Here is a 24,859-nt window from a genome sequence, read left to right on the forward strand (position 1 = left end):
CAATCCAATTTCAACAAGGCGTGCTTAAACAAACGGCAATTCATTTGATTGCCGGTAATTCCGTTCGTCCCTGCCTGGCGTTATTGGTTGGCTGGAAATTATTCGAAGCAAGACCTCGTTCATCGATAAAGAAAGTTATTCATTCGGCTCGACAGACGTTCATCGCACATACGCATTTTCCGGCTGACCCGCTCGTGCCGACCGGTGCCGATCTGTGCCGGCGAGAAACCCGCTCGCATTCAGCCCGGCGTGATGCGTGTGTGAACGGAACATGAACGGAACATGAAGGGAACGCGCCGCTTACAGGCAGAAAATCTATGAATCGAACTTACCGCACTGTGTGGAACGCGGCGCTCGGCGCCTTCGTAGCCGCGTCCGAACTCGATCGGGCCCATGGCAAGGGCAAGTCGGGCGGCGCCCTCAATGTCTGCAACGAAAGCGCAAGCGGCAGCGCCGACGCGGCGCGTCACCACGGGCGAGTCGTGCCGCCGCTTGCCGCCGCGGCATTGGTGCTGCTGGGCGGCGGGCTCACTGCGCAGAGTGCGCACGCGCAATTCGCGCTCGACGGCGGCACCGCGAGCGGGTCCACCAGTGCCATCGCTATCGGTGTGGGGTCTTCGGCCACGCAGCAGAACGCCACGGCGTTGGGCAATCTGGCAGTGGCGACCGGCATTTCGGGCAGCGCGCTGGGACCTGGCGCGACGGCGTCCGGCGACAACTCGACGTCGCTGGGTATCAATTCCACTGCGAGCGGTTACGCTTCGGCGGCGCTCGGCCTGGCGGCGCACAGTTCTGGTGGGTCCGCGATCGCGCTGGGTTCGTCATCGACGGCATCGGGCGATCACGCTACCGCGCTCGGCCCCTTGTCGACCGCCGCAGGCGGCACGTCGGTCGCCATCGGCAATCAGTCCATTACCACGGCAGCCGGCGCGGCCGGCGTGGCCGTAGGTTCGGGCGCTATGGTGAGCGGCGCATCGGGCGTGGCGGTCGGCGTGAACAGCGGCGCGTCGGGCACAGGGGCCATTGCAATCGGCGTGGGCGGTACGGCAGGCGTACCCGGCTCCGGCACGCAGGCCACCGGCAACTTCGCGATCTCGATGGGCCACAACACGATTGCGGGCGGCGCTTCCGCGCAGGCCTACGGCGACGGCGCGACGGCAAGCGGCGACAGTTCCGTTGCCGTGGGCGTGGGCGCGGTGACCTCGGGACTTTCCAGCAGCGCCTTCGGCAATCTCGCCAAGGCGACCGGCACATCGGCCGTCGCGCTGGGCGCGGGCGCCAATGCGACGGTGGACAACACCTCGGCGCTCGGTCTCAACGCCAGCGCCACGGCAACGTCGGCGACAGCGCTGGGCGCAGGCGCGCACGCCACGGCATTGAACGCGACGGGCCTCGGCATCAACGCGCTCGCCACGGCCACGCAGGCCACGGCGCTGGGCGGCTCCACCACGGCCAGCGCCAACAACGCCACCGCCGTGGGCTATACCGCGGTGGCTTCCGCGGCGGGCGCCACGGCCATGGGCATCGGCTCCCAGGCGCTCGCCACGATGACGGTCGCGTTCGGCGCCAACAACACGGTAGCCGCGGCGGCCGGCACCGGCGCGATTGCAGGCGGCCACAGCTCGCAGGTGACGAGCGGCACGGGCGCCGTCGCACTCGGCGAAGGGCAGACGGCGAGCGGCAACGGCGCGGTCGCCATCGGCGATCCGAATTCGGCCATTGGCAACGGCGCCATCGCGATGGGCGCGAACAACACGGCCAACGGCCAGGGCGCCATTGCGCTCGGCAACAGCAACGTGGCGACGGGGCAAGGTTCGGTCGCGCTCGGCAACGCTTCGCAGGCCAACACGGCCGGTTCGGTCGCATTGGGCGATACGGCCGTGGTGCAGGCCGCTGCAACGCGCGGACTCGCGCTCGGTTCGGGCGCCACGACGAGCGTGGCCAACAGCGTCGCGCTGGGCGCCAGTTCCACCACCACCACGGCCACGCCCACCTCGGGCGCGACCATCGGCGGCGTGAGCTACACGTTCGCCGGTGCATCGCCCGCGGGCGTGGTGAGCGTGGGTTCCCTGGGCGCCGAGCGGCAGATCCAGAACGTGGCCGCAGGCCAGTTGAGTCAGTCCAGCACAGACGCCGTGAACGGCTCGCAGCTCTACGCGACGAACCAGCAGGTCACGGCCAACACCACCGCCATCGACAACATCAACAACGGCGGCGGCATCAAGTACTTCCACGCCAATTCGACGCTGGCCGACTCGTCCGCCACTGGCACAGATGCGATTGCCGTGGGCGGCAACACGCAATCCACAGCGGCCAACGCCGTGGCGGTCGGCTCGAACGCCATTGCCAGCGTGGCGAACAGCGTGGCGCTGGGCGCGGGTTCCACCACCACGGCGGCTACGCCCACGCCCAACACGACCATCGGCGGCGTGAGCTATTCGTTCGCCGGCGGTGCGCCCGCGGGCGTGGTGAGCGTGGGCACGGCAGGCTCCACGCGGCAGATCCAGAACGTGTCGGCCGGCCAGTTGAGTCAAACCAGCACAGACGCCGTGAACGGCTCGCAGCTTTACGCCACGAACCAGCAGGTCACGGCCAACACCACCGCCATCGACAACATCAACAACGGCGCGGGCATCAAGTACTTCCACGCGACCTCGACGCTCGCGGACAGCCAGGCCACCGGCACCGACAGCGTCGCCATCGGCCCGGCCGCGGTCTCGGCCGGCACGTCGAGCCTCGCCGCGGGCAACGGGGCGTCGGCGCAAGGCGCGAACTCGCTCGCGCTCGGCACGCAGTCGAGCGTCACGATCGGCGACGGCGTGGCCATCGGTTCGGGCTCCGTATCGGATCGCGCGGTGGTCTCGGGCATCGGCTCCATTGCCAACGGCACGCACTCCATTCCGTTCAACACGTCGGACCGCACGCTGCTCGGCGCCGTGTCGTTCGGCAATGCGTCGACGAACACGTACCGGCAGCTCACCAACGTCGCGGACGGTACGCAGTCGCAAGACGCCGTCACGGTGCGGCAGCTCGCGGGCGCGCTCTCGTCGTTTGCCGTGACGGGGCAGATGTACTTTCACGCGAACTCGACAGCCGCGGACTCGCTCGCCGTGGGCGCGGAATCCATCGCCGTGGGCCCGACGACCGTGGTGAACGGCGACAACGGCGTGGGCATGGGCAACGGGGCGATCGTGGATGCGACGGCGCCTGGCGGCGTGGCGATCGGCCAGGCGTCGAGCGCGGCGCAGGCCGATGCCATCGCGCTCGGCAGCGGCAGCCTCGCGGGTGGCGCGCAGTCCATCGCGCAGGGCGCCAATGCGAGTGCGGCGAATGTGGGCAGCATCGCGATCGGCTCGGGTGCGCGCAGCAGCGCCGTGGACGCCATCGCGTTCGGTTCGGGCGCGAGCGCCACCATGGCGAGCAGCATCGCGCTGGGCGCCGGTTCGCTCACCACGGTCGGCGCGCTCAGCAATTACGTGGCGTATGGCTTGAGCAGCCCGCAGTCGTCGGCGGGTGAAATCAACGTGGGCAACCGGCAGATCACAGGCCTGGCGCCCGGGCGTCTGGGCACCGACGCCGTCAACGTCTCGCAACTCGATGCCGTGGCCTCGCAACTCACGACGCTCATCAACCAGAGCACCTCGAACAGCGGCGGCAGCTACACGTCCACGCCGGGCAGCGGCAACACCACGGGGCCTGCGTCGACGGGCTCGAACTCGTCCGCGGGCGGCTCCGGCGCGGTGGCGTCGGGCTCGAACAGCACCGCAGTGGGCAACGGGTCGCAGGCCACGGGCAACGGTTCGACGGTGGTGGGCACGGGCGCGACGTCGTCGGGCAGCGGGTCGGCGGCTATCGGTGCGGGCAGCGACGACGGCGGCCGCTCGAACGTGGTGGCCGTCGGCTCGACGAACTCGACGCGCCAGGTCATCAACGTCGCCGCGGGCACGGCCTCGACGGACGCCGTGAACGTCGGCCAGTTGAATGCGAGCGTGAGCAACGCGCTTTCGCAGGCGAACAGCTACACGGACAGCCAGGTGGCCGGTCTGCGCAACAGCCTCGACTCGTATCGCCGCGACGCCGACGGCGGCACGGCGACCGCGATGGCCGTGGCGGGCCTGCCGCAGCCGTCCGGCCCCGGCAAGAGCATGGTCTCGATTGCGGGCAGCGTGTACCGCGGCCAGTCGGGCCAGGCGCTCGGCGTCTCGACCATCTCGGAGAACAACCACTGGATCTACAAGGCGGCCGTCTCCACCAATACGCGCGGCACCTATGGCGCCGTAGTGGGCGCGGGCTACCAGTGGTAGGCGGGGAGGCGAGCCGATGCGAAACCTGGAACGGAATGACAGACGAACCAACAAGCGGATCAACAAGCGGACCAACAAGCGAACCATGAAATCTCAACAGGCTGTGCTGCTTTCGGTGTGCCTTGCGGCCGCCGTCGCCATAGAGGGCTGCGCGGTGCCTCATACGCCGCCGCAGTTTCCGGATGCCGCGTCCGCGTCGCCTGCGGGCGGTACGTTCGTGAACGTGGCGAACCTGCGCAACGTGAGTACGGGGCTCAACAAGGACCAGCTCTACGATCTGATCGGGCCGCCGCAGTTTCACGAGTGGTTCGTGGGCAACCACGTGTGGAACTACCTGTTCGACTTCCGCCGCGGCGATCAGGTGGTGTCCTGCCAGTATCAGGTGCAATTCGACAAGAACATGCGCGTGAGCGGCACGTACTGGCGCGACCCGCAGTGCGCCGACTTCGTGCGCGAGGCGGCGGCGCCGACCCCGCCCGCGGCCGACGCAACGAAGCCCGCACCGCTCGATCAGTTCACGATCCAGGGCGAGGCGCTGTTTCCGTTCGGCAAGTCGAGTCTCGATTCGATGCTGCCGGGCGGGCGCGCCGAACTGGACGCGGCGCTGGCGAAGATCCACGCCGAGGACGGCGTGACGCATATCGACGTGGTGGGTCACACCGACCGCATCGGTTCCGAGGAGAGCAACCGTGCGCTCTCGCAGGCGAGAGCCGAAACCGTGAAGCGCTATTTCGTGGCGCACGGGCTCGATGCGCCACGCGTTCGGGCGGAGGGCGTCGGCTCGTCGCAGCCGGTCTCGCATTGCCCGCCTGGAGCGTCGCCTGCCGTGATTGCCTGCCTGCAGGCGGACCGGCGCGTGACGATTTCGGTGTACGGCCAGCGCTAGGCAGCGTTTGCACCGCGTTGCACCGCGGTACCCGGCCCGGGGTTGCTCGCGTGATTGCGCGCGTGATTGCGTGGCTCCGGGCCATTTGTCGTCTGCCATCTGCCATCGCACGGCATGCCGTGGCTTCATCACCGCACACTGAGACCGGACGAAGCGAGCGCACGGGCGGCTCTCGTGCGCTGCGCCAGCGGCTCGCATGCGCGCTCTGGGCGCAGCGCACGAATTCGAACGTCCGTGACTCATGGCAGGAACGAGCACTGCTGAAAAAAACGCATGCGGCGAGGGCGCTGTGCGGGCACGAGGAGCCGGAAGAATTTCCCGCTTCGGCACCGGGTTGGGTGGCGTGCCCGTACGCGGCACGCCGCTTGCGTCGCTTCCCTTCATGTATCCGCCGATCGATCCATGAAGGAGGGACGAGGCCCATGACAGCACGCTCACCCGCAGACGAAGCCGACCCGGCCCGCCGTTCCCCCCGCGAAGGCGACGACGTATCCGTGCACCGCGACGGTCAGGTGAAAGAGAAGCCCCACGGCAACATGGACGAAACCATGATTCCGCAGAAGCCCGAGCCCGGCAAAGGTCCCTACGCGCCGGCACGCGGACACCTCGACGATCCGAAGGCCGTCGAGCCGCCCGGCAAGGGCGACCTGTCCGCGTGAGAGACGTCTGCACGTTTCAACGCACGGAGCACAGCGCATGAGCGAGCAGAAAAAGCCGCCCGTGAAGGCACGCCGGCGCCTGGGCGGCTGGCTGCCTTCGAGCGAAGACGCCGCGAAGGCGTTCAGGCTGGACCTTGCCAGGAAGGCACAGCAGCGCGCGAGTCGCCTGCAAGGCATGCCGCGCGCGAGCGTGGTGAAAGACCTCTCGGAGCTCGTCTCCGGCGACGCCGTGCTGCGCATGAACCTCACGCGCGCCATCGGCGAGGCGCGCGAGGCGGGTTACGAACTCGGCTATACGTCCATCGAGGAACTCACGAGCATCGTCGATTTCCTCATGACGTACGCGCCGCCGTTCGACCCCTCGCTGCCGGTGGCCACGCCCCTGAACGCGGTGCTCGAATGGCCGATGTGCATGCCCTCGGGCTACGCGGTGTTTCGCGACCCCGCATTCAACGAGCAGATGCGCCGCGTGCTCGACTACTGGTGCGGTTTCCTGAGCGGCCCGCATTCGCGCGCGCACCTGAACACGCACGCGCCGCACGGATGGTTCTGCGAAGCGGCGCGGCGCAAGATCGGCATGGACCAGTTCCTCTGCGACCCGGCGCGTCCGTATTGGGGCTTTGTCTCGTGGAACGCGTTCTTCACGCGCGAGTTTCGCGAGGGCGTGCGTCCCGTGGCGGGACACGGCGACCCTCGGATCATCGTGAGCGCGTGCGAGGCATCGCCCTTCGACGTGCGCGAAAACGTGCAACTGCACGACTGCTTCTGGCTCAAGAACCAACCCTATTCGCTGCGCGAGATTCTGACGGAAAGCCAGCAGGATCTCGCGCACCGGTTCGTGGGCGGTGCGGTGTATCAGGGCTATCTCAGTGCGTTCAACTATCACCGCTGGCACGCGCCGGTGGCGGGGCGCATCGTGGCCGCGTACAACGTGGACGGCACCTACTACTCGAATCTGGAAGCCGAAGGCGTGGACCCGGGCGGACTCAACCATTCGCAGGGCTACACCACGGCGGTAGCGGCGCGCGCGGTGATCGTGATCGACTGCGACGAGCCGGCTATTGGCGAAGTGGCGTGCGTGTTCGTGGGGATGGCCGAAGTATCGTCGTGCCGAATCGTCGCGCTGCCGGGCCAGCATGTGGAGAAGGGCGAACAGATCGGCTACTTCCAGTACGGCGGCAGCACGTACTGCCTGATCTTTCGGCCCGGCGTGATCGAGCGCTTCGAACCGAAGCCGCCGTATCACGACGACGTGCCACCCATCAAGGTCAACGCGCATCTGGCTACGGCACGGCGGTGAGCAAGGCGAGCGAGATCCTGGCCGGGTGCTTCGGCACCGCGTTCGCAGCGGGCGTCGTTTCGCGTGTTTCAGCGTTCTCCGGTTTCGTTTTGCCGCAGTGATCGCTCCGATGACCACTACGGCGCGAGCGGGCAAGCGGGCGGAGAGGGCGGAGAGGGCGGAGAAGGACGCGCGCAGCGTTTGCGTCGTTATCGTTCAGGACGCGTAGAGTTCGCGGGCTGCCCGGCTTGAACGATTCGAGCCGGCCGCGTTGCCAGGCCGGCTAGCATCATCCGGGCTGCTGCTGCGCCCTGAACCGCCCGACCTCGGCGTACGCTTGCGCGCCGTCGGGCGCGTGGCTTCTTTCGCTGCCGCGCGCATCGCGCGGGCATGACGCCGCAGCAATTGAGCGAACAGTGCCTCGTCGGCCTTGAGGCCGCGCCGCGTGCGAACCGCGGCGAGTCTATGAAGCTCGCCTTGCTCGAAGGCGTCCACCACGGCCGGGTGGATGTAGCAGCGCCGGCACACGGCGGGCGTGTTGCGCAGCGTCTGCGCGACGTCCTTGATGGTCTGCACGAGATGCCGGTGCATGGCGCCTTTGCGCTTCCTGCTGCCGCTGTGTGCCGAATGTTCCGCAGTGCTTTTTGCCCTGCTTTTTGCCCTGTTGTTTGCCGCATTTTTCGCGGCTTTTTTCAGCGCGACCTTTTTCAGCGTAACGTCTTCCGCCTCTCGCTCGAGTTGTGCCTCGATGCGACGCAACGCGCCGAGCGCGAGCACGCTGCCGGCCCAGGTGCGGTAGTCCTTGGCCGTGAAATCGGCGCCGCTTGCCTCCCGCAGGTAGGTATTGATGTCGGTGGAACTCACGGGCCGCAGCGTGCCGTTTTCATCGACGAACTGGAACAGCTCGTGGCCCGGCAGTCCGAGGCATCGGCGCACGACGCTCGCCACGCGCGGGTCGTCCACCTCGACGTCGTGTGCGACGCCGCTCTTGCCGCGAAAGCGAAAACGCAGCTTGCCCGCCGCGACGGCCGCGTGCTTCTTGCGCAGCGTGGTGAGGCCGTAGGAGCGGTTCTCCTTCGCGTATTCGGGGTTGCCCACGCGCACGAGCGTGATGTCCAGCAGCCGCACGACCGTGGCCACTACCTTGTCCCATGGCATGCCGCGCAGCCTCAGGTCGCGTGCCACACGACGGCGCACGCGCGGCAATGCCTCGCCGAACGCGGCCATGCGCTCGTACTTCGTGGCGTCGCGCACTTCGCGCCAGGCGGGGTGATAGCGGTATTGCTTGCGCCCGCGCGCGTCGCGGCCCGTGGCCTGCAGATAGCCGCGCGGGTCGGCGCAGATCCAGACGTCGGTGTAGGCCGGTGGAATGGCGAGTGCGTCGATGCGCGCGATCTCGCTTGCATCGCGGATGCGGCTGCCCGCGGCGTCGAAGTACGCGAAGCGCTCGCCCATGCGCTTGCGCGTGATGCCGGGGCAGCGGTCGCTCACGTATTGCAGGTCGTGTGCATCGTGGTTGGACGCGACGGCGGCCATGTCTCTCGCCACGCCGTTGCCGCGTTCGATGGCGGCGCCTGTACGTTTGCGCAGCGCACGTGTGTTCCCAGCGTCTCGTTGTGAGGGTGATGGCATGTTGCCGTCCGCCTGTCGTTTTCACCTGCCGTGTCCACATCGTGCGGACTGTAGCCATCACAGCAACGGACATGCCAGTGGGTTGCTTCGGGTTGCTTTTGATTGGCTTCGGATTCGCCTGGTGTGCTCGCGCCGTGCGTTCAGGAGCCCGTTGCGGCGCATTCGCAGCAAGGGGTGTGGCTCTGCGCGTCGCGCGCTGCATCGACACCATGGGTCACGGCACAGGTAAGCGTTACAACGCAGTCATGCCGCGCGGTCTGCCTCGGGCATGCCGACCTCTCGCCTTGCCCGCGCGCCGTTCGACACGCTGCGTGGCACACCCGTTGCGGAGCGTCGCAGGCAGGGGCGCGTGTGCATGTGCAGTCCGTCGGCCCTGCGCGCGCCGTCCACGTCGCAATCGAAGTCGCGATCGAAGTTGCAGTCGAAGTTGAAATCGACCATTCACTCACAGGAGCTACAGATGACCCGCAAGACACTTCAGGATCTTTTCGTCCATTCGCTTTCCGACATCTACAGCGCGGAGAAACAGCTCACGCGCGCGCTCGGCAAGCTATCGCGGACCGCGAGCAACGAGGAACTCTCGAAGGCGTTTCAGACCCATCTGGAAGAAACGCAAGGGCAGATCGAGCGCATCGACAAGGTAGTGGAGTCGTGCGGCATTCGTCTCAAGCGCATCAAGTGCGTGGCGATGGAAGGGTTCGTGGAAGAAGGCGAGGAACTGATCGATGAAATCGAGAAGGGACCGGTGCTGGATGCGGGCCTCGTGGGCGCCGCGCAGAAAGTGGAGCACTACGAGATTGCGGCCTACGGCACGCTGTGCGCGCTTGGCAAGCAGCTTGGCTTCAACGACGCTGTGAAGCTGCTCCAGGAAACGCTGGAAGAAGAAAAGGCTACCGACCTCAAGCTCACGAAGTTCGCGGAAAAGGCCGGCAACGTGCAGGCGAAGGCGGCGTGATGGCTTGTGCGAGGTAGCGGGGCGCGGCGGGGGCGTGGGCGATAAGTGTCTGCAGCGTCTGCGTGGCGTGCTTGCCGGTCATGCGCGCCACGCTCGACGGCGCGGCGTCCGGCTCCATCACGCTCGCATCGTCTGACCGCGTCGGACAGTGAGCGCGGCTGGGCCGCGCTCACCTCGTGGACTGGTTTGCCGACCGCGGTGGCAACCGTGTAGGCATCTGAATGGGCAACCCGGTCCGCAACCAGACCACGAACCAGGCAACCAGGCTGCCAGGGGGGCTGCTAACCCGGCTGCCAACCCGGCTGCCAACCCGGCTGCCAACCCGGCTGCCAACCCGGCTGCCAACCCGGCTGCCAACCCGGCCGCGCACGACTTTACTGTGCCGGCTTGTCGTCGCCCTTCACGGCGCGCTTGGTGGCCTCATAGCCCTTGCGGCTCGTATCGGCGATGCCGTGGCCCACGGCCTTGGCGCCGCTCGCCACGCCGTGACCGACAACTTTCGCACCGCTCGCCACGCCGTGGCCCACCACCTTCGCGCCGCTCGCGATGTCGTGTCCCGCCTCCTTTGCGCCGTGCGCGATGGCGTGGCCGGTGTCCTTGCCGGCGGTCTTCACGTCTTCCTTGAGCGCGTGCGCGTCTTCCGAGAGGTCCGCGTGAGCGAACGGGCTGATAGCGGCAAGGGCAACGGTAAGGGCGAGGAGCTTCGTTTTCTTCATGGCGCGGGTTCTCCCGTGACGGTTGAGTTGGAGTGGTTGAGGTGATTGGGGCGAATCTTCAAGGCCGGTGCGCGGGTTCGCCCGCGTCGGCGTCGAGTATCACGGCGGCGCGGCCGGTCATCAGCAGTTCGCCGCCGCAGTGCAGCGTGAAACGGTAGAGCACGTTGTTGCTGTCGCCGCCCAGGCGCTCGGCTTCGATCTCGAGCGGGCCGCCGAGCGTATCGAGCCGCGCGACGTTGACTTCGAGGTCGCGCAGGCTCGCGAGAAAGCCGGCGCGCGGCGGCGGGTTCGCGTGCGGGTTGGCCGAAGCGAGCGCCGCGCCGTGAACGGCCATGGCCTGGGCTGCGTATTCGACGCCGCAGATGGCCGCGAGCCGTCCGTCCGCGCGCAGCGGGTTGTGCGCATCGAGGTGGCTCGTTGCCGTGCAGCGGATCGAGACGTCGTCCCAGGCGGCCACGGCGTCCAGCAGGCACATCGAGCCGGCATGGGGAATGTGGGCCGCGATCCAGTCCTTCGCGAGCGGCGCAGTGAGCGTTGCGGCTGCCGCCGTCGAGGGCGCAGTACGCGAAGGTTCGGACACGAGCGGGAGCGCCGGAGCAGGCGAAGCGTTGAGCGTCATGAGCGGAATTGGCCGGTTGAATCCGGCCATGTGATGTCGACCCGGCAATTGAGGCCAGGCAGGTAGTCAAGCACGACGCTCGCGTTCTCGCCCGCGGCCAGTGCCGCGCAAAGCGGCAACGCGCGCGCGGCGGGATGGCTTGCGCGCAGCGCTTCGAGCGCGGCGTCGGCAAGCGGGGTGGCGGCGGCGTCAGTGAGTTCGGCTTCGATGCGCGCGACGGTTTTGTCGCCCGGCTGGGCCGCGAACACGAGCGCTACGCCGAACGCGTCCGGTATGGGGCGCACATCGCGCATGGGCAGCGGGTAGTCGGTGTCGAAGGCGATCAGGAGGTTCGGCGCGCCGTCCACTGCGGCCTGGGTCAAGCTTTCGAGCAGGCCCGCGCAGAAGCTGCCGTCGTAGGCGCACAGCACGTTCGACGGCGTCATGCTGCGCGTCGCGATGCTCCAGTAGCCGGCCGGCGCGTTGTGCACGGAGTTGTGAAAGCGCGTGGGCGAGAGTTGCCGGTCGTCGCCCGCCAGCGTTTCGCAGATCGCGTGGCAGTTCTGTCCGTCCCCGCCCGACGACGCGAACACGGTGGCGAGCGTGGACGCGTCGCGCCCGCTCGCGGCCACCGCCTCCAGACCCACGGCAAGCGCGAGCTTCACGCCGGCGCCGGTGCGCCGCCGCTCGGCGGGCGGCAAGGCGGCGGGCGCGGGCAGCACGGTGCGTTCGCGCGGCTCGCTTGCGTAGGCCACGCGGCCCGCGAGCGCCTCGCGCGCCTGCGCCCAGCCGCCGAGTGCCGGGCCAAGCAGCCCGATGCCTTCGATGTATGCGGTGAGCCGGGTCATGATGACTGCCCTCCGCTATCGAGCCGGCCCGCATCGCGCAGCCGGCCCGCGTGGCCGAACAGCAAACTGCAGTTCGTGCCGCCGAAGCCGAACGAGTTGCTGAGCGCCGCGCGCAGCGAAGCCGCTCGGCCTTCCAGCAGATAGCCCGGCGAGAGCGCGGGGTCAGGCCGGGTCGTGTTGACGCCTGCGGGCAGCCATTGCGCGCGCAGCGACCACGCGGCGATCACCGCTTCCAGCGCGCCCGCCGCGCCCAGCGTGTGGCCCGTTGCGCCCTTCGTCGAGCTGCACGGCGTGCCGTCGAAGATCGCATTCACGGCGAGACTTTCGGCGGCGTCGTTGCTCGGCGTCGCGGTGCCGTGCAGGTTGATGTAGTCCACGCTGGCTGCCTCAATGCCGGCCTTGCCCGCCGTACGCAGGGCGTCCTCGATGGCCATGCGCGCACCGAGCCCTTCGGGATGCGGCGACGACATGTGATGCGCGTCGCTCGATTCGCCGATGCCGAGCAGCAGAATTGCGTCGTCGTGCAGCGCAGCGGCCTGCTGCGGCACGCGCTCGATCAGCGCGAACGCACCGGCCTCGCCGATCGAAATGCCGCTGCGCGCCACGTCGAACGGTCTGCACGGTTCGCGCGAGAGCAGTTCGAGCGAGTTGAAGCCGTAGAGCGTGGTGAGGCACAGCGAATCCACGCCGCCCACCACGGCGGCATCGATGAGCCCGGCTTCGATCATGCGGCGCGCCGACCCGAACACCTTCGCGCCCGACGAGCACGCCGACGAAATCGTGGTGGCCGGCCCTTGCAGCCCGAAGTACGTGCGCACGAACGCCGCCGCGGACCACGGATTGTGGGTCTGCGCGTAGCGAAAGCCCGCGGGCAGGGCGCCCGTCTCTCCATCGCGCTGCCGGTAGGCCAGTTCGGTCTCCAGGATGCCGGCCGTGCTGGTGCCGACGAACACGCCAATGCGCGCGGCGCCGTAGCGTGCGGCCGCCTCGCGTACGGCGGCGTCGAAACCGTCCGCGGTGAAGGCCATCTGCGCGAGCCGGTTGTTGCGGCAGTCGAAGTCGGCAAGGTCTGCGCGCACGGGCACGGCATCGACGCCTGCCACCTCGCCCACCCAGGTGTCGAGCGTCGCCCGTTCGAAGCGGCACGGCGCGAGACCGCCGCGCCCTTGACGCAGGGCGTCGCCGAGGGCGTCGAGTCCGCGGCCGAGGCAGCTGGTGGCCGTGAAGTGCGAGACGAGAAGAGGAGTCACGGCTCGGGGGTTCCGTTGCAGGTCATGGGGGCGATGCCGGGGATACAGGGGCGGGCCCGCGGGCTTGCCGGGTCGCGGGCGGCACAATGGTAGCAAAGGGGCTCTATGGCGCGCCTCGACGTTGCGCCGTTCATGGCCGCCCCGCCTGGGTAGCCCATGCCGCCCGCAACGTCATGCAGCGCAACTGCGCTGCCGCTGCGGCCTCCAGCACCTTCGGCAGCACGTCGAGCACGACCGGCCGGTTGTGCGCATCGCGCGCCGCGTGGCCGTCGTGCACGAGCAGGATGTCGCCGGGCGCGAGGCCGTTCAGCAAGCGGTGCGCGACACGCGCGGCGTCGTTCGTGCGGGTGTCGAAGCCGCGCCGCGTCCAGCTGGCGAGGTGAAGGCCCAGCGCGCACAGCGCGGGTTCGAGGAACGGATTGCGCAGCCCCGCGGGCGCGCGGAAAAAGCGCGGCGACGTGCCGGTGATGCCGGCGAGCGTGGTTTGAGCGGCCTCGATCTCGCGCCGCATCGCGGCCGGCCCCAGCAGCGAGAAGCGGTGCAGATGCCGCTGGCTGTGATTCTCCACGGCGTGGCCGCGCGCGACGATCGCTTCCACGCACTTCGGGTAGCGGCGCGCCTCGTCGCCGATGCAGAAGAACGTGGCGCGGGCGCCGTGGCGGTCCAGCACGTCGAGCACGCGCGGCGTGACCTCGGGGTGCGGGCCGTCGTCGATGGTGAGCGCGATGCTGTTGCCGGCGCTGGCGGGCAGGCGCCTCCAGTTCGGCCCGAGTAGCGCGCTGCGCGGCCACAGGCCCGCGGCGGTCAGCGCGAGGTGCGACGCCATCACGCTGCCGAGTGCCCACGGCCACGTGGCAGGCGCCGCACCCACGGCGGTGGCCGCCACGGCATGCAGCCCGGCCGTGCCTGCAATGAAGGGCGACGGCCGCCAGCGTCGCGAGTGCGACGCCAAGGCTGCCGGCATGGCGGGCGGCACGTTGGTCTTGAGCGTCATCGCGCTTCTCCCGCATGAACGACGTGGGCCGCGTGGGTGGCGTGGGCCGTGCCGACCGGCGCGAGCATCGCCGAAAACACCAGCGCGAGCACCGCGCCCGGCCCCACCGTGAGGCCGAATGCCTGCAGCAGCGGCACATGGGCGAAGGCGAGCAGCCCGAAGCCGGCTACCGTCGAAAGATTCGCCACGAGCAGCGACACGAGCGTGATGGGCGCCATGCGCGTGTCTTGCGCGGCACTTGCGTCGGCACTTGCATCGGCGCTGCGCGCCGGCATGTTGAAGAACAGCGCGTAGTTGGAGCCCACCGCGACGATCAGCAGCATGCCGATCAGATGCAGGATAGTGAGCGCCACGCCCGCCAGCGCAAGCGCCGCGCTTACCACGAGCACGGCTGCCGCGAGCGGCGCGAGCGTGCGCACCACACGCAGTGGCGAGCGCAGTGCGACGAGCAGCAGGACCACGATCGCGGCGAGGCCCGCGAGCGAGAGGCGCAGGTCCTCGCCCACGTAGTTCACATAGAGGCGGTCGGCCTCGGACTTCAGATCCACGAACAGGGCGCCCGGCACGTTGGCGCGCGCGACTGCCGCGCTGACGCGGCCGGCATCGAGGCTCGGTTCGTCGGCACGCGCGGCCGGCGCGGCGCTTGCGGGTTGGGTCGTGGTTGGGGCCGCTGGCGCGCGCAGGGCGAGCATCGCGCGCCAGGCGTTGCCGCCTTTGTTGGCGTCGTTGCCTTGATGGCTCAGCAACGCATCCACGGCGAGCGCCATCGACGTGCCGCGCAAGTCGTCGCGGGTGAGCAGGCCGCCGTTGCGCGCGGCCTGCACGTCGGCGATGAACGGTGCGAACACCTGCGGCTTGACGTGCACCGGCTGGTCTTCAACGGCCGTGCGCATGCGTTCGGCGAGTACGTCCGCGGCCGGCAGGCTCGCCAGACGCGCGCGCTGCGTGGCCGCGCTCGGCAGGTACCGCGCGGGGCTCTCGTAGCCCGCGATCACGCCTGCCGCTACGAGCGGCTGCAATTGCGCGCCTACCTTCTCCGCGCCTTCCAGCACGGCTTCCTCGCTGGCGCCCGAGATCACCACGAGGTAGCGGACGTCGGGGGCGCCCACGTCGGCGCGCAGGCTCGCATCGAGCGCCTGGCTTTGCGGCGACACAGGGCTCAACGCGGCCAGCTCGTGGCTCCAGAGATGCCCGCGGTGCGTGACCAGCACCGCGACGGCGGCCACCGTCAGCACCGCCACGAGCCAGCGCAGCCGCGAGGCGGTTTGCGCGAGCCGCGCGAGCACGGCGCCGGCACGCGACACGTCGCGTATGGCGTGATGCGGGCCGCGCAGATGCGGCAGCACGTAACGCGTGACGAGCGCAGCCGTGACGAGTCCCGCAATCGAATAGAGGCCCAGCTGCACGAGCCCCGGAAAACCCGAGAACAGCATCGACGAAAACCCGCACACCGAGGTCAGCACGCCGAGCCGCACCACGGGCCAGTAACGCGCGGTCCATTGGCGCAAGGCGTCTTCACGGCTCACGCGCGGGCCGGGTTCCGCACCCGTCCCCGCGCGCGACGACTGCACGAACAGATAGATCGAATAGTCCACGGCTTCGCCGATCAGCGTCGTGCCGAACCCGAGCGTGAGCCCGTGCACCGTGTGGAACACGACGCTCACCGCCGCGATGCCCGCCGCCACGCCGGACAGCACGGGCAGCAGGCCAAGGGCGAGCGTGAGCGGCGAGCGATAGAGCACGAGCAGCAGCGCCGCGATCAGCACGAGGCTCAGCACCGAAAGCCGCTCGACGTCGTGGCGGATGTTGTCGCGCGTTTCGACGGAAAACACGCCGGTGCCCGTCATTACGAGGCGGCAGGGCGAGGCCTTACTGCCCTGCGTGGCCGCATCGAACGCATGCCGGACGGCGGCGATGGCGCGTGCTTGGGCGTCGGTGTCCGAGCCGGCGGCGCGCGTTTCTACGAGCAGCAGCGCGCGCTGGCCGTCGCGCGACGCCCATACGCCGTCCTGCACGGCAGGCTGCTGGCCGCTTTCGAGCCGCTCGGCGAAAGCCGTGGTTTCGCCGGTCGGGTCGCGCGGCAACAGCGCCTTCGTGAGCAAACCCGCGGACGAACTGAGCAGATCGAGACTTTCGCCGAGCGCGCGATGCAGGCCGTCCGCCGAAAAGCGCTCGGGCGTGACCGTTGGACTCAGCACGTAGCGATGCTCGAAGACGAAGCGCTGGTCGTTCGCCTCGTTCACGGGCTCGCCGTTGTTGACCGCGGCGAACTGCGGGTCGCTGCGCAGCGTCGTCGCCATGCGGCGTGAGAGCGCGGCGCGCGTGGCCGCGTCGCCGCCTTCGATGCCGACGAGGATCAGCCGCGACACGAGCCCCTCGCGCAACTGCTCGACGAGCACCTGTTGCCGCGCGTCGGGCGAGCGCGGCAGGAACGCGGAAAGGTCGGCGGTGAACTGCGCACGGGCAATGGCGACGCCGCACGCGAGAAGAAACAGCAGCCACAGCAGCACGGCGAGCGGCGGCCGGCCGCGGCCAGGGCCAGGGCCAAGCGGCGGTTGCCGTGGCTCGCCCGGCGGCAGCGGTTGCGGCTTGCTCCCCTTGTGCGATGTGGCGGCGCTCATCAGGGCGCTCCGGCGTTTTGCAGTCGCATCAGCGAACGGTCGCCGTCGGCCTGCTGGATCGCCACGCTATGCAGCATGTCGCGCGTGCCGCGCAGCGTGATCTCGCTCACGTTCTTGCGCAGGCGCGAGTCGAGCGGCGTGAGCGTGAGCGTCCAGCCGTCGCCTTCGCCTGCGACCGCCACCTTGTAGACCTGTTCCAGCACGTAGCGGTTGCCCGCCAGCGTGGCGCGAATGCCTTCGATGAACGCGGCCAGCTCCGGGTACTGCGCGAGCGCGAGCGTATAGCGATGGTCGTTGCGCGCGACGGTGAGCTTGTCGCCGTCCACCACGAGGTCTTCGGGCTTCGGGCTCAGCGTGCGTTTTTCGAGGTGGTCAGGCGCGGTGAAACTGAGTTCGCCCGACGAGACCACCGGCTGGTCTGCGATGGCGAGGTACTTGGTTTCGGTGAAAGTGGCGTGCCCCGACTTCTTCTGCGCGAGCGTGGCCATCAGGCGGTCGAGGGTCCACGCGGACGATGACGACGACGTGGCTCGTGCGTCGGTGTGCATCGAGGCGTTCGCAGGGGGAACGGCCTGCGCGGTGACGGATGGCGCATCGGCACTTGCCGCTAACGCTTGCGCGGCGCTCGCGTCGATGCACGTGCAGAGCCCGATCACGCCTGCGCTCACGAGAGCGAGGCATGCCCGGGCGGGCACCACGGCGGCACGAGAGCGGTTACGAAAAACCATCATGCTTCAGCTGTCCCTCATGGTGTTGCCGAGATCCGGATGGCGCGCGAGCGGCCCATGCGCGCACGGCGTTTCGCGTCGGCGTTGCGCGCCCGTCTGCCAGAAATCGAAGAAGTTGAACCAGTTGTAGGGCGCCGCGCGGCAGTAGCGCTCGATCAGCTCGACATAGCGCGCGAGCGCCGCCTGAACCTCGGCCTCGCGCGCGCCGCGCGGCGTGTGCGTGAAGTCCGCGAGCAGGTCGAAGTGGATGTCGTAGCGGTTGCCGCCGCGGTACAGGCCCGTCATGAAGATGACCGGGCGCCTCAGCATGGCGGCCATGCGCAATGGCCCGAGCGGGAACGCGGCAGGCGCGCCGAGGAAGTCGAACTGCCGCACGGCGTCGCCGCCGTCGCGCAGCAGCGTGCGGTCGGCGAGCATGCCGATCATGCTGCCCGTGTCGAGATACTCGCGCACCTTCAGCATCGAATCGATTTGCCCGAGCGGGATCACGTCCTGCTTCGCGGCAGGGTTCACGGTGGCGAGAATCGCGTTGATGTGCCGCGCGTTTTCCTCGTACATCGTGATGGCGACGCGCAGGCTGGGCCGCGAGCGGCCAATCGTGCGGCACACCTCGAAGCTGCCCAGATGCGCGCCCATCAGGAAAGCGCCGCGGCCTTCGGCGAGCGCGGCGCCCACGAGCGTCTGGTCATGCAGATGGAGGTCGAACAGATCGAAGCGGCCGTTGAGCAGATAGATGCGGTCGTGGACCGTGGAAGCGAAGGTCCAGACGTGCCGCCACACGTCGCGCCAGCGTGCCGGGCGGCCCAGCACACGCGCGAGATAGGCGCGCGAGGCGCGGCGCACGTCGGCCGAGAACGCGAGGAAATACGCAGTGATGGGCACGAGCAGCGCGCGGCTTGCGCGCCGGCCCAGGTTCAACGACACCCAGGTCATGGCGCGCAGCAGCTTGAGGTTGCTGCGTTCTTCGCGTTGGGCCCAGTCGCTGCGATTCATGAGCCCTCCTGGCGAAGCGGCGGCGTAGGTGCGCTAGCCGCCAGCGCGCCGCTTGCCACCACGCGGCCGCTCGCCGACACGGTGAAGCGCACCGCGCCGCTGGCCGTGATGTCGTAACGCACGTCGAGCGGTTCGTCGGGCGACGCGGAGCTGGGGAATTTGGCCGAACTCAGACGGTAGGCATCGAGCGGACGGTTCAGCGCCGCGCCGATGGCCGTGAGCGCGCGCTCGAGCAGCACGACGCCCGGCACGATGGGCCGGCCCGGAAAGTGGCCGGGGAACGCAGGGTGATCGGCGGGAATCGTGAAGGTGAGCGGGGCGGCCGGCTCGTGCTTCGTCTGGTGATCCGGCCGCGTTTGGCCGTGTGCTCGCGCGTCCTGCTTCATCCGGGCGAGCGCGCGTGCGTGCTCGCCAAGCAGCGCCTTCAACATCGCCTGCGTCAGCTTGCCGTTCGCATCGCGCGGCAGCGCTTCGACGAACACGAGCGGGCGCGGCATGAAGGCGGTGTCGATACGTTCGCGCAGCGCGCGCTGCAAATCTGCCGCGGCGAGCCCCGGCGCCACGACGAACGCCATGAGCCGCGTGGCGAGATGCGGGTTCAGAGCGTGGGGCGTGCCGGCGGGCGCGAGCGCGGCGCGGCTTTCGTCGGGCATGACGAACACGCCGTCGGTCACGCCGGCAATCGCGTTGAGCTGATGATTCAGGTACGCGAGCGAGGTTCGCTTGCCCGCGATGTTGATGAGGTCGGCCTTGCGTCCGTGCAGCAGAAACCGCGTGTCGTCGAGCGGTTCGAGCGCGTCGCCCATCGCGACCGGTGGTTCGACGTGCGCGCCGTGCGCTTCGAACACCGTGCCGTCCTCGTTCGCTGCGTTCGCTGCGTTCGCCGCGTTTGTTTCCCGCGCACGCAGTTGAACGCCGGGCAGCAGGTGCCAGCTGGCCTCGTGCGCCGTACGCCGTGTGGCGATCTGGCCGGTCTCCGTGCTGCCGTAGATCTCGACGAGCGGCATGCCGAACGCTGCTTGCGCCGCACGCGCGAGTTCGGGCGCAAGCGGCGCGGTGGCCGACAGCGCGAGCGCGACGGGCGGCAGCGTGTGGCCCGCGAGCGTGAGCGCACGCAGATGCACGGGCGACGTGACAAGCACGCGCGGCGCGGGCACGGTGGCAAGTTCGCGGGCGATATCGGCGGGATAGAAGGGCCGCGCGTGGCTGAAGGCGAGGCCGTTCACGAGCGCGAGCAGCACCGTGGTCTCGAAGCCGTACATATGCTGCGCCGGCACCGTGCCGACGAGTGTGCAGGGCGGACCTTCGAGCAGCCCCAGCCGCGCCGCCGACGCGCGCAGGCACGCGACCAGTGCGCCCCAGCGTTTGCCGTGCGGCACCGGCGTGCCCGTGGAACCCGAGGTGAACAGATATGCGACGGTTTGCGAGGCGTCGATCTGCGGCACGCTGAAGGTGGGGTTGGCGGTGGCGTCGTCCGAAGAAGGCGGTTCGGGAAAGCGGAACTGCGGCAGATCGACGGCGCAGTCGTCGCTGTCGTGCAGGCAGAAGGTGTCCGGCGCGAACGCGAGCAACTCGCGCACCGCGGCCGGCGTATGCGAGGGCGGCAGCACGCTGATCCTGCCCGCGACCATCGCCGCGCACAGGCCCACGGCGAAGCGGTAGCGGTCGGTGCACTGGTTGAAGACGTGTCTGCCCGCAGGCAACACGGCGGCAAGCCGCTGCACGTCCGCGAGGAACGTGCGCACGGAACACGGCGCGCCGTCGCGCCACGCGATCGTCTGATCGGGCGACGTGTGGGACACGAGAGGAAGGCTCGACATGACTCTGCGGCTGCTCGGTAAGCTCGATAAGGGTGACGACTCGATACGACGACTACGACGATTACGACCGCTACGAAAGCGCCGGCGGCGAGCGGCGCCACGCCACGGGTTGCGACGGCGTGCGCCAATACCGCCTGCTCGCGCCCGCCGCATTCATTGCGCGCGCTCCGGCATCGCGTGTGCTCTGGCTTCGCTTGCCTCACGATACGCGCGCAGGCTCGCGAGCAGGCCCGCTTGCGGCTCGTGCGGCAGCACGATGCGCCGGCACGCGTATTCGACGACGAACATCGCGCCGGCGAGCGGCAACGTCAGATAGTTGGCGAACGTGGACCACGTGAGCGGCGACGCCGTCGCGAACAGCAACGTGGACACGCTCGCCATCGCGATGAAGAAGAGCGCCCACGCCGCGGTGATGGTGCGCGTGTAGCGCGCGACCTCGGGCGAGAGCGGGCCTTGCATCATCGTTGCGAACTGCGTGCAGAGCGGCGTGCGCGTTTCAACGAGCGTGCGGCCGAACATGCATGCCATCGCCAGATTGAAGCTCGCATGCTCGAGCCAGGCACCCCATTCGAAGTGGCGCGCGAGCGGTTCGCGCGCGGCCCACAGCGTGGCGCAGACGGCCGCCCACAACGCCAGCCACACGGTGCGCCGCGGCGAACGCAGCGCGGCGCCGAGCGTGGCGGCCAGCACGGGCGCGAGCACGAGTGCGAGCCCGAGGCCGCCCATGCCGGGCGTGGCCGCCGCGTAATGCGTGCCGATCTGGCAGGCCATCAACGCCGCGACGACGATGGCGCCGCTGCCGGCGCGAGCAAGACGGACGAGGGCGCTCACGTTCCGTCTCCGTTGCGGGCGGCACAGCGCGCGCGAAGGCGTCGCGTCGCGGTGGAGTGATACGCGCTCGAACATTGGAACGCGAGAAGGGCCGAAAGGCCCGCAAGCGGCGAAAGGTTCGTCAAGGTGTGCTGCATATACGGCGTCGTGCGCGGGCGAGGCGGCGCGCTCCTGTCTCGTTTCGTCACATGAATGACCATGCGCGGTCAGGTCGTTTCTATCGGCGTGTCTGGTTCGCCATGGCGTTCGCGCATCCCGCGCGCCCGGCCGATCTGGCTCGCGCATCTGGCTCGCGAATCTGGCTCGATATGGTGCCGGAAAGGCCCCCTGCCGGGCGTAACGGTTTGCAAGCGGTTTGCAGCCTTCCAGGCTCGTTTGTAACCGATTGTTGGGCGGCCTGCCGGGCCGCCGCGGCGCGCGCCATTCTAGCCTGGCGCCCAGCAGGCGGCCCACCCCGCGTGGGCCGTGGGTTTGCCCGCTCAGGCGGCGCCTTTCCGTCCCCTTTCCATTGCCTGCCGCGGTGCGGCGCCGTACCGTCTGTAACCCTTTCTTCTGTACGCCGCGCGAGCCGATCGTCTAGAATCGCCGGGCTAACAATCTCATATCAGGCGGGCAACAGACCGGTCCGGCAGGGGGATGGAGCGCACGCCGGAGCGCTGGGCTTAAGCGCCCTCGCGCCAGGTACGGTGCTCCGTCGCGCTGCGTCCCAAGGCCGTGAACGCCCGCAGGCAACGACGATGAACCCACTCGAAGCAGAACTGGCCGCGCAGATCATCCGCGACCTGAATCTCGAAGACGTGCAGCCCGACAGCGTGACGGCGGACACGCCGCTGTATGGCGACGGGCTCGGGCTCGATTCCATCGACATTCTCGAAATCGCGCTGATGATCTCGAAGAAATACGGCTTCGAGCTTCGCTCGGACAATCCCGACAATCAGAAGATCTTCGCCTCCATCGGCTCGCTCGCGGCCTACGTGGCGGCGAACCGGACGCGCTGAGCGGCGAGGCGTTGCAGGTCCCAGCGGGCTGTTTTCCATGTTCACGACTCAGGCATCGTCCACGCATCTCGTTCTGATTCCAAGCTACAACCCGGGCACGCGGGTGGACGACACCGTGCGCAGCGCACGTGAGAACTGGAACCCGGTGTGGGTCGTGGTGGACGGCAGCACCGACGGCAGCACCGCACGTCTTCAGGCCATGGCCGAGCGCGATCCGGGCTTGCGCGTGATTGTGCTGCCCGTCAATCGCGGCAAGGGGGCCGCCGTGCTCGCGGGGCTCGACGAAGCCGCCGCCCACGGCTTCACGCATGTGCTCACGATGGACTCCGACGGCCAGCATCCCGCGCATCTCATTCGTAGCTTCATGGCCGCGTCGCAGGCCGACCCCGGCGCGATGGTGCTCGGTCTGCCGCAATTCGGCCCGGACGCGCCGCGCGAGCGCGTGTACTGGCGGCGCCTCTCGAACCTCTGTGCCAATCTGGAAACGCTGTGGGCGGGCATCGGCGATTCGCTCTACGGCTTTCGCGTGTATCCCATCGCGCCGCTGCGCGCCATCATGCACGGCCACGGCTGGATGCGCCGCTTCGACTTCGATCCCGAAGTGGCGGTGCGCCTGTGCTGGGAGGGCGTGCGTCCGGTGCGCATCGCGTCGCCGGTGCGCTACTTCCAGCCGGGCGAGGGCGGCGTGTCGCACTTCAGCTATCTGCGCGACAACGTGCTCTTGACGTGGATGCACTTGCGCCTGCTGGCGCAGTGCGTGCCGCGGCTGCCGAAGCTGATCGCCATGCGCTGGCAGGAACGCTTTTCGACCGCGAAGCCGTGAGGCGCTGGGGCTTTGGCGCGCTTGCGCGTGACCGCAACCCACACGCGTCGTGTAAGGCATGTGTCGTGCAAGGCCAATAGCAAGGAGTCTGAACGATGATGATCGCGCTCTTCACCGACTTCGGTGCCGACGACATCTACGTGGGCCAGATGAAGGCTGCGCTACTGAGCTATGCGGGCTGCGACGTGCACCTCGTGGATGCGCTGCACAACGTGCCCGACTACGATGCACGCGCCGCCGCGCATTTGCTGGCCGCTTTGCACGGCGCGTATCCGGACGGAACGGTGTTTCTCGCAGTGGTGGACCCGGGTGTCGGTAGCGCGCGGGAGCCGGTCGCCGTCATGACGCAGGTGGACGGCAAGACGCAATGGTTCGTCGGTCCCGACAACGGTCTGCTTTCCGTTATCGCTGCGCGTGCTTCACGTGCGAAGACCTTTCGCATCGCGTGGCGTCCCGCTGCACTTTCGGCCTCGTTCCATGGACGCGATCTCTTTGCGCCCGTGGCCGCGTGGCTCGCGAGCGGCGAGGCGCCTGCGGACAAGCTCGAAGAAACCGGCGCACTTCGGGTTCAGCTCGATGCGGGCGACCTGGCCGAGATCATTTACGTCGATCACTACGGCAACGCGTTGACCGGCATGCGAGCCGCGGCCGTTGCGGACGATGCGCGTCTGCGCGTGGCGCAGACGGAAGTGACGCGAGCCCGCGTGTTTTCCGATGTGCCGGAAGGCCAGGCCTTCTGGTACGTGAACTCGATCGGGCTCGTGGAAATTGCCGTGAATCGCGGCAGTGCCACGGCGCAGCTCGGGCTGCGGCCGGGGCACGTGGTCGAGGTATTGGCCTGAGCCTGAACGGCGCTCAGTTCGACGCTCGGTTCAGCATTCAGGCCGCAAAGCCGCGCGGATTGCGTTCCTGCCAGCGCCAATGGTCGGCGCACATGCGTTCGATGCCGAACTGCGCCTTCCAGCCCAGGATCTTTTCGGCCGAGGCCGGATTCGCGTAGCACTGCGCCACGTCGCCGGGGCGGCGCGCCACGATCTCATAGGGCACCGGCCGGCCCGACGCCTTCTCGAACGCCTTCACCACGTCCAGCACGCTGTAGCCCTGGCCCGTGCCCAGGTTCACGACGAAGCTCGCATCGCGTGTGGTCAATGCATCGAGCGCCGCGAGGTGGCCGCGTGCGAGGTCCACCACGTGGATGTAGTCGCGCACGCCGGTGCCGTCGGGCGTGTCGTAGTCGCTGCCGAACACGCGCAGCCGTTCGAGCTTGCCCACGGCGACCTGCGCCACGTAAGGCATCAGGTTGTTCGGAATGCCCGCGGGGTCTTCGCCGATCAAGCCGCTCTCATGCGCGCCCACCGGATTGAAGTAGCGCAGCGTCGCGATGCGCCACGACGGGTCCGACACTTCGACGTCGCGCAGAATCTGCTCCGCAATCAGCTTCGATTGCCCGTAGGGATTCGTGGCCGAGAGCGGGAACGACTCGTCGATAGGCGAGCTTTCCGGCACGCCGTACACCGTGGCCGACGAGCTGAACACGAACTGCTTCACGTTGCGCTGGCGCATGACGTCGAGCAGCACGAGCAGGCTGTCGATGTTGTTGCGGTAGTACTCGATGGGCTTGGCCACCGATTCGCCCACGGCCTTCAGCGCCGCGAAGTGGATGGCGCCCGTCACGGGATGCGCGTCGAACACGCGCTGCAATGCCGCTTCGTCGCGCGCGTCGGCTTCGTAGAACGCGACGGCCTTGCCCGTGATCTGCTCGACGCGCGCGAGCGATTCGCGGCTGCTGTTCACGAGGTTGTCCACCACGACCACGTCGTAGCCGCCTTGCAGCAGTTCGACACAGGTATGCGAACCGATGTACCCCGCACCGCCCGTCACGAGGATGGTGCCCTTCGCCTTCGTTGTTGCCATGCTCAGCTCC

21 protein-coding genes are annotated in these 24,859 nt (G+C 68.7%); 8 read left to right on the forward strand and 13 right to left on the reverse strand.

The genetic code is table 11. The features are described from left to right. Positions 1-317: 317 nt before the first annotated feature. The 4 genes from PKKP23_RS16980 to PKKP23_RS16995 all read left to right on the forward strand — a co-directional run bounded on the left by PKKP23_RS16980 (position 318) and on the right by PKKP23_RS16995 (position 7,149). Entirely contained in the window at positions 318-4,304 is a 3,987-nt protein-coding gene (locus PKKP23_RS16980) for a YadA-like family protein (protein WP_126877767.1), read from the forward strand. An 85-nt stretch (positions 4,305-4,389) separates the two neighbouring features. Then, positions 4,390-5,190, forward strand: coding sequence for an OmpA family protein (locus PKKP23_RS16985; RefSeq protein WP_126877768.1), 801 nt, complete (start codon positions 4,390-4,392; stop codon positions 5,188-5,190). A 422-nt stretch (positions 5,191-5,612) separates the two neighbouring features. Next, complete coding sequence (locus PKKP23_RS34145; RefSeq protein ID WP_017773087.1) at positions 5,613-5,849, forward strand: hypothetical protein; 237 nt, start codon at positions 5,613-5,615, stop codon at positions 5,847-5,849. Positions 5,850-5,886: 37 nt separating this feature from the next. After that, the gene (locus tag PKKP23_RS16995) at positions 5,887-7,149 is read left to right on the forward strand and encodes a phosphatidylserine decarboxylase family protein (RefSeq protein WP_126877769.1); all 1,263 of its coding nucleotides are present in this window, start codon (positions 5,887-5,889) and stop codon (positions 7,147-7,149) included. A 195-nt stretch (positions 7,150-7,344) separates the two neighbouring features. Here the strand turns inward: PKKP23_RS16995 and PKKP23_RS17000 are convergent, their stop codons facing one another. Then, positions 7,345-8,664 carry a DNA topoisomerase IB gene (locus PKKP23_RS17000; RefSeq protein WP_126877847.1) on the reverse strand — a complete coding sequence of 440 codons (1,320 nt, stop codon included), beginning with the start codon at positions 8,662-8,664 and terminating at the stop codon, positions 7,345-7,347. Between the two features lie 339 nt (positions 8,665-9,003). After that, on the reverse strand, positions 9,004-9,201 hold the full coding sequence (locus PKKP23_RS17005; RefSeq protein ID WP_126877770.1) for a hypothetical protein: 198 nt from the start codon (positions 9,199-9,201) through the stop codon (positions 9,004-9,006). A gap of 19 nt (positions 9,202-9,220) precedes the next feature. Between PKKP23_RS17005 and PKKP23_RS17010 the strand changes: the two genes are divergently transcribed. Then, entirely contained in the window at positions 9,221-9,715 is a 495-nt protein-coding gene (locus PKKP23_RS17010; RefSeq protein WP_126877771.1) for a YciE/YciF ferroxidase family protein, read from the forward strand. Positions 9,716-10,089: 374 nt separating this feature from the next. Here the strand turns inward: PKKP23_RS17010 and PKKP23_RS17015 are convergent, their stop codons facing one another. The 10 genes from PKKP23_RS17015 to PKKP23_RS17060 all read right to left on the reverse strand — a co-directional run bounded on the left by PKKP23_RS17015 (position 10,090) and on the right by PKKP23_RS17060 (position 21,114). Further along, a complete protein-coding gene (locus PKKP23_RS17015) occupies positions 10,090-10,431 on the reverse strand; it encodes a hypothetical protein (protein WP_126877772.1) in 342 nt (113 codons plus the stop codon). Between the two features lie 58 nt (positions 10,432-10,489). Further along, entirely contained in the window at positions 10,490-11,050 is a 561-nt protein-coding gene (locus tag PKKP23_RS17020; RefSeq protein WP_240659041.1) for a hotdog family protein, read from the reverse strand. Continuing rightward, positions 11,047-11,877, reverse strand: coding sequence for a beta-ketoacyl synthase chain length factor (locus PKKP23_RS17025; RefSeq protein ID WP_126877774.1), 831 nt, complete (start codon positions 11,875-11,877; stop codon positions 11,047-11,049). Before PKKP23_RS17025 ends, PKKP23_RS17020 begins: the two co-directional genes overlap by 4 nt. Continuing rightward, positions 11,874-13,127: a beta-ketoacyl-[acyl-carrier-protein] synthase family protein gene (locus tag PKKP23_RS17030; protein ID WP_126877775.1), complete on the reverse strand. Its 1,254-nt coding sequence runs from the start codon at positions 13,125-13,127 to the stop codon at positions 11,874-11,876. The genes PKKP23_RS17025 and PKKP23_RS17030 overlap by 4 nt, the downstream gene beginning before the upstream one ends. A gap of 130 nt (positions 13,128-13,257) precedes the next feature. Then, positions 13,258-14,121 (reverse strand): polysaccharide deacetylase family protein, encoded by an 864-nt coding sequence (locus PKKP23_RS17035; protein ID WP_126877776.1) that lies wholly within the window; start codon positions 14,119-14,121, stop codon positions 13,258-13,260. Then, positions 14,118-16,742, reverse strand: a complete 2,625-nt coding sequence (locus PKKP23_RS17040) for an MMPL family transporter (protein WP_240659042.1) — start codon at positions 16,740-16,742, stop codon at positions 14,118-14,120. Before PKKP23_RS17040 ends, PKKP23_RS17035 begins: the two co-directional genes overlap by 4 nt. After that, complete coding sequence (locus tag PKKP23_RS17045; protein WP_126877849.1) at positions 16,742-17,290, reverse strand: outer membrane lipoprotein carrier protein LolA; 549 nt, start codon at positions 17,288-17,290, stop codon at positions 16,742-16,744. Before PKKP23_RS17045 ends, PKKP23_RS17040 begins: the two co-directional genes overlap by 1 nt. Before the next feature lie 186 nt (positions 17,291-17,476). Next, a complete protein-coding gene (locus PKKP23_RS17050) occupies positions 17,477-18,463 on the reverse strand; it encodes an LpxL/LpxP family acyltransferase (RefSeq protein WP_017773101.1) in 987 nt (328 codons plus the stop codon). Next, positions 18,460-20,283: an AMP-binding protein gene (locus PKKP23_RS17055; protein WP_126877777.1), complete on the reverse strand. Its 1,824-nt coding sequence runs from the start codon at positions 20,281-20,283 to the stop codon at positions 18,460-18,462. The genes PKKP23_RS17050 and PKKP23_RS17055 overlap by 4 nt, the downstream gene beginning before the upstream one ends. Before the next feature lie 153 nt (positions 20,284-20,436). Continuing rightward, positions 20,437-21,114 carry a COG4648 family protein gene (locus PKKP23_RS17060; protein ID WP_126877778.1) on the reverse strand — a complete coding sequence of 226 codons (678 nt, stop codon included), beginning with the start codon at positions 21,112-21,114 and terminating at the stop codon, positions 20,437-20,439. A 737-nt stretch (positions 21,115-21,851) separates the two neighbouring features. On the opposite strand from PKKP23_RS17060, the gene PKKP23_RS17065 reads away from it, so the two are divergent. The 3 genes from PKKP23_RS17065 to PKKP23_RS17075 all read left to right on the forward strand — a co-directional run bounded on the left by PKKP23_RS17065 (position 21,852) and on the right by PKKP23_RS17075 (position 23,777). After that, positions 21,852-22,112 (forward strand): phosphopantetheine-binding protein, encoded by a 261-nt coding sequence (locus PKKP23_RS17065; RefSeq protein WP_126877779.1) that lies wholly within the window; start codon positions 21,852-21,854, stop codon positions 22,110-22,112. A 37-nt stretch (positions 22,113-22,149) separates the two neighbouring features. After that, positions 22,150-22,935 carry a glycosyltransferase family 2 protein gene (locus tag PKKP23_RS17070; RefSeq protein ID WP_126877780.1) on the forward strand — a complete coding sequence of 262 codons (786 nt, stop codon included), beginning with the start codon at positions 22,150-22,152 and terminating at the stop codon, positions 22,933-22,935. A gap of 95 nt (positions 22,936-23,030) precedes the next feature. Then, positions 23,031-23,777, forward strand: a complete 747-nt coding sequence (locus tag PKKP23_RS17075) for an SAM hydrolase/SAM-dependent halogenase family protein (RefSeq protein WP_240659043.1) — start codon at positions 23,031-23,033, stop codon at positions 23,775-23,777. Between the two features lie 37 nt (positions 23,778-23,814). Here the strand turns inward: PKKP23_RS17075 and galE are convergent, their stop codons facing one another. Then, on the reverse strand, positions 23,815-24,849 hold the full coding sequence (galE, locus tag PKKP23_RS17080) for a UDP-glucose 4-epimerase GalE (RefSeq protein WP_126877781.1): 1,035 nt from the start codon (positions 24,847-24,849) through the stop codon (positions 23,815-23,817). Positions 24,850-24,859 lie beyond the last annotated feature (10 nt).

It is taken from the genome of Paraburkholderia kururiensis JCM 10599 = LMG 19447, from assembly GCF_003986935.1.
GTDB classification, from domain to species: Bacteria; Pseudomonadota; Gammaproteobacteria; order Burkholderiales; family Burkholderiaceae; genus Paraburkholderia; species Paraburkholderia kururiensis.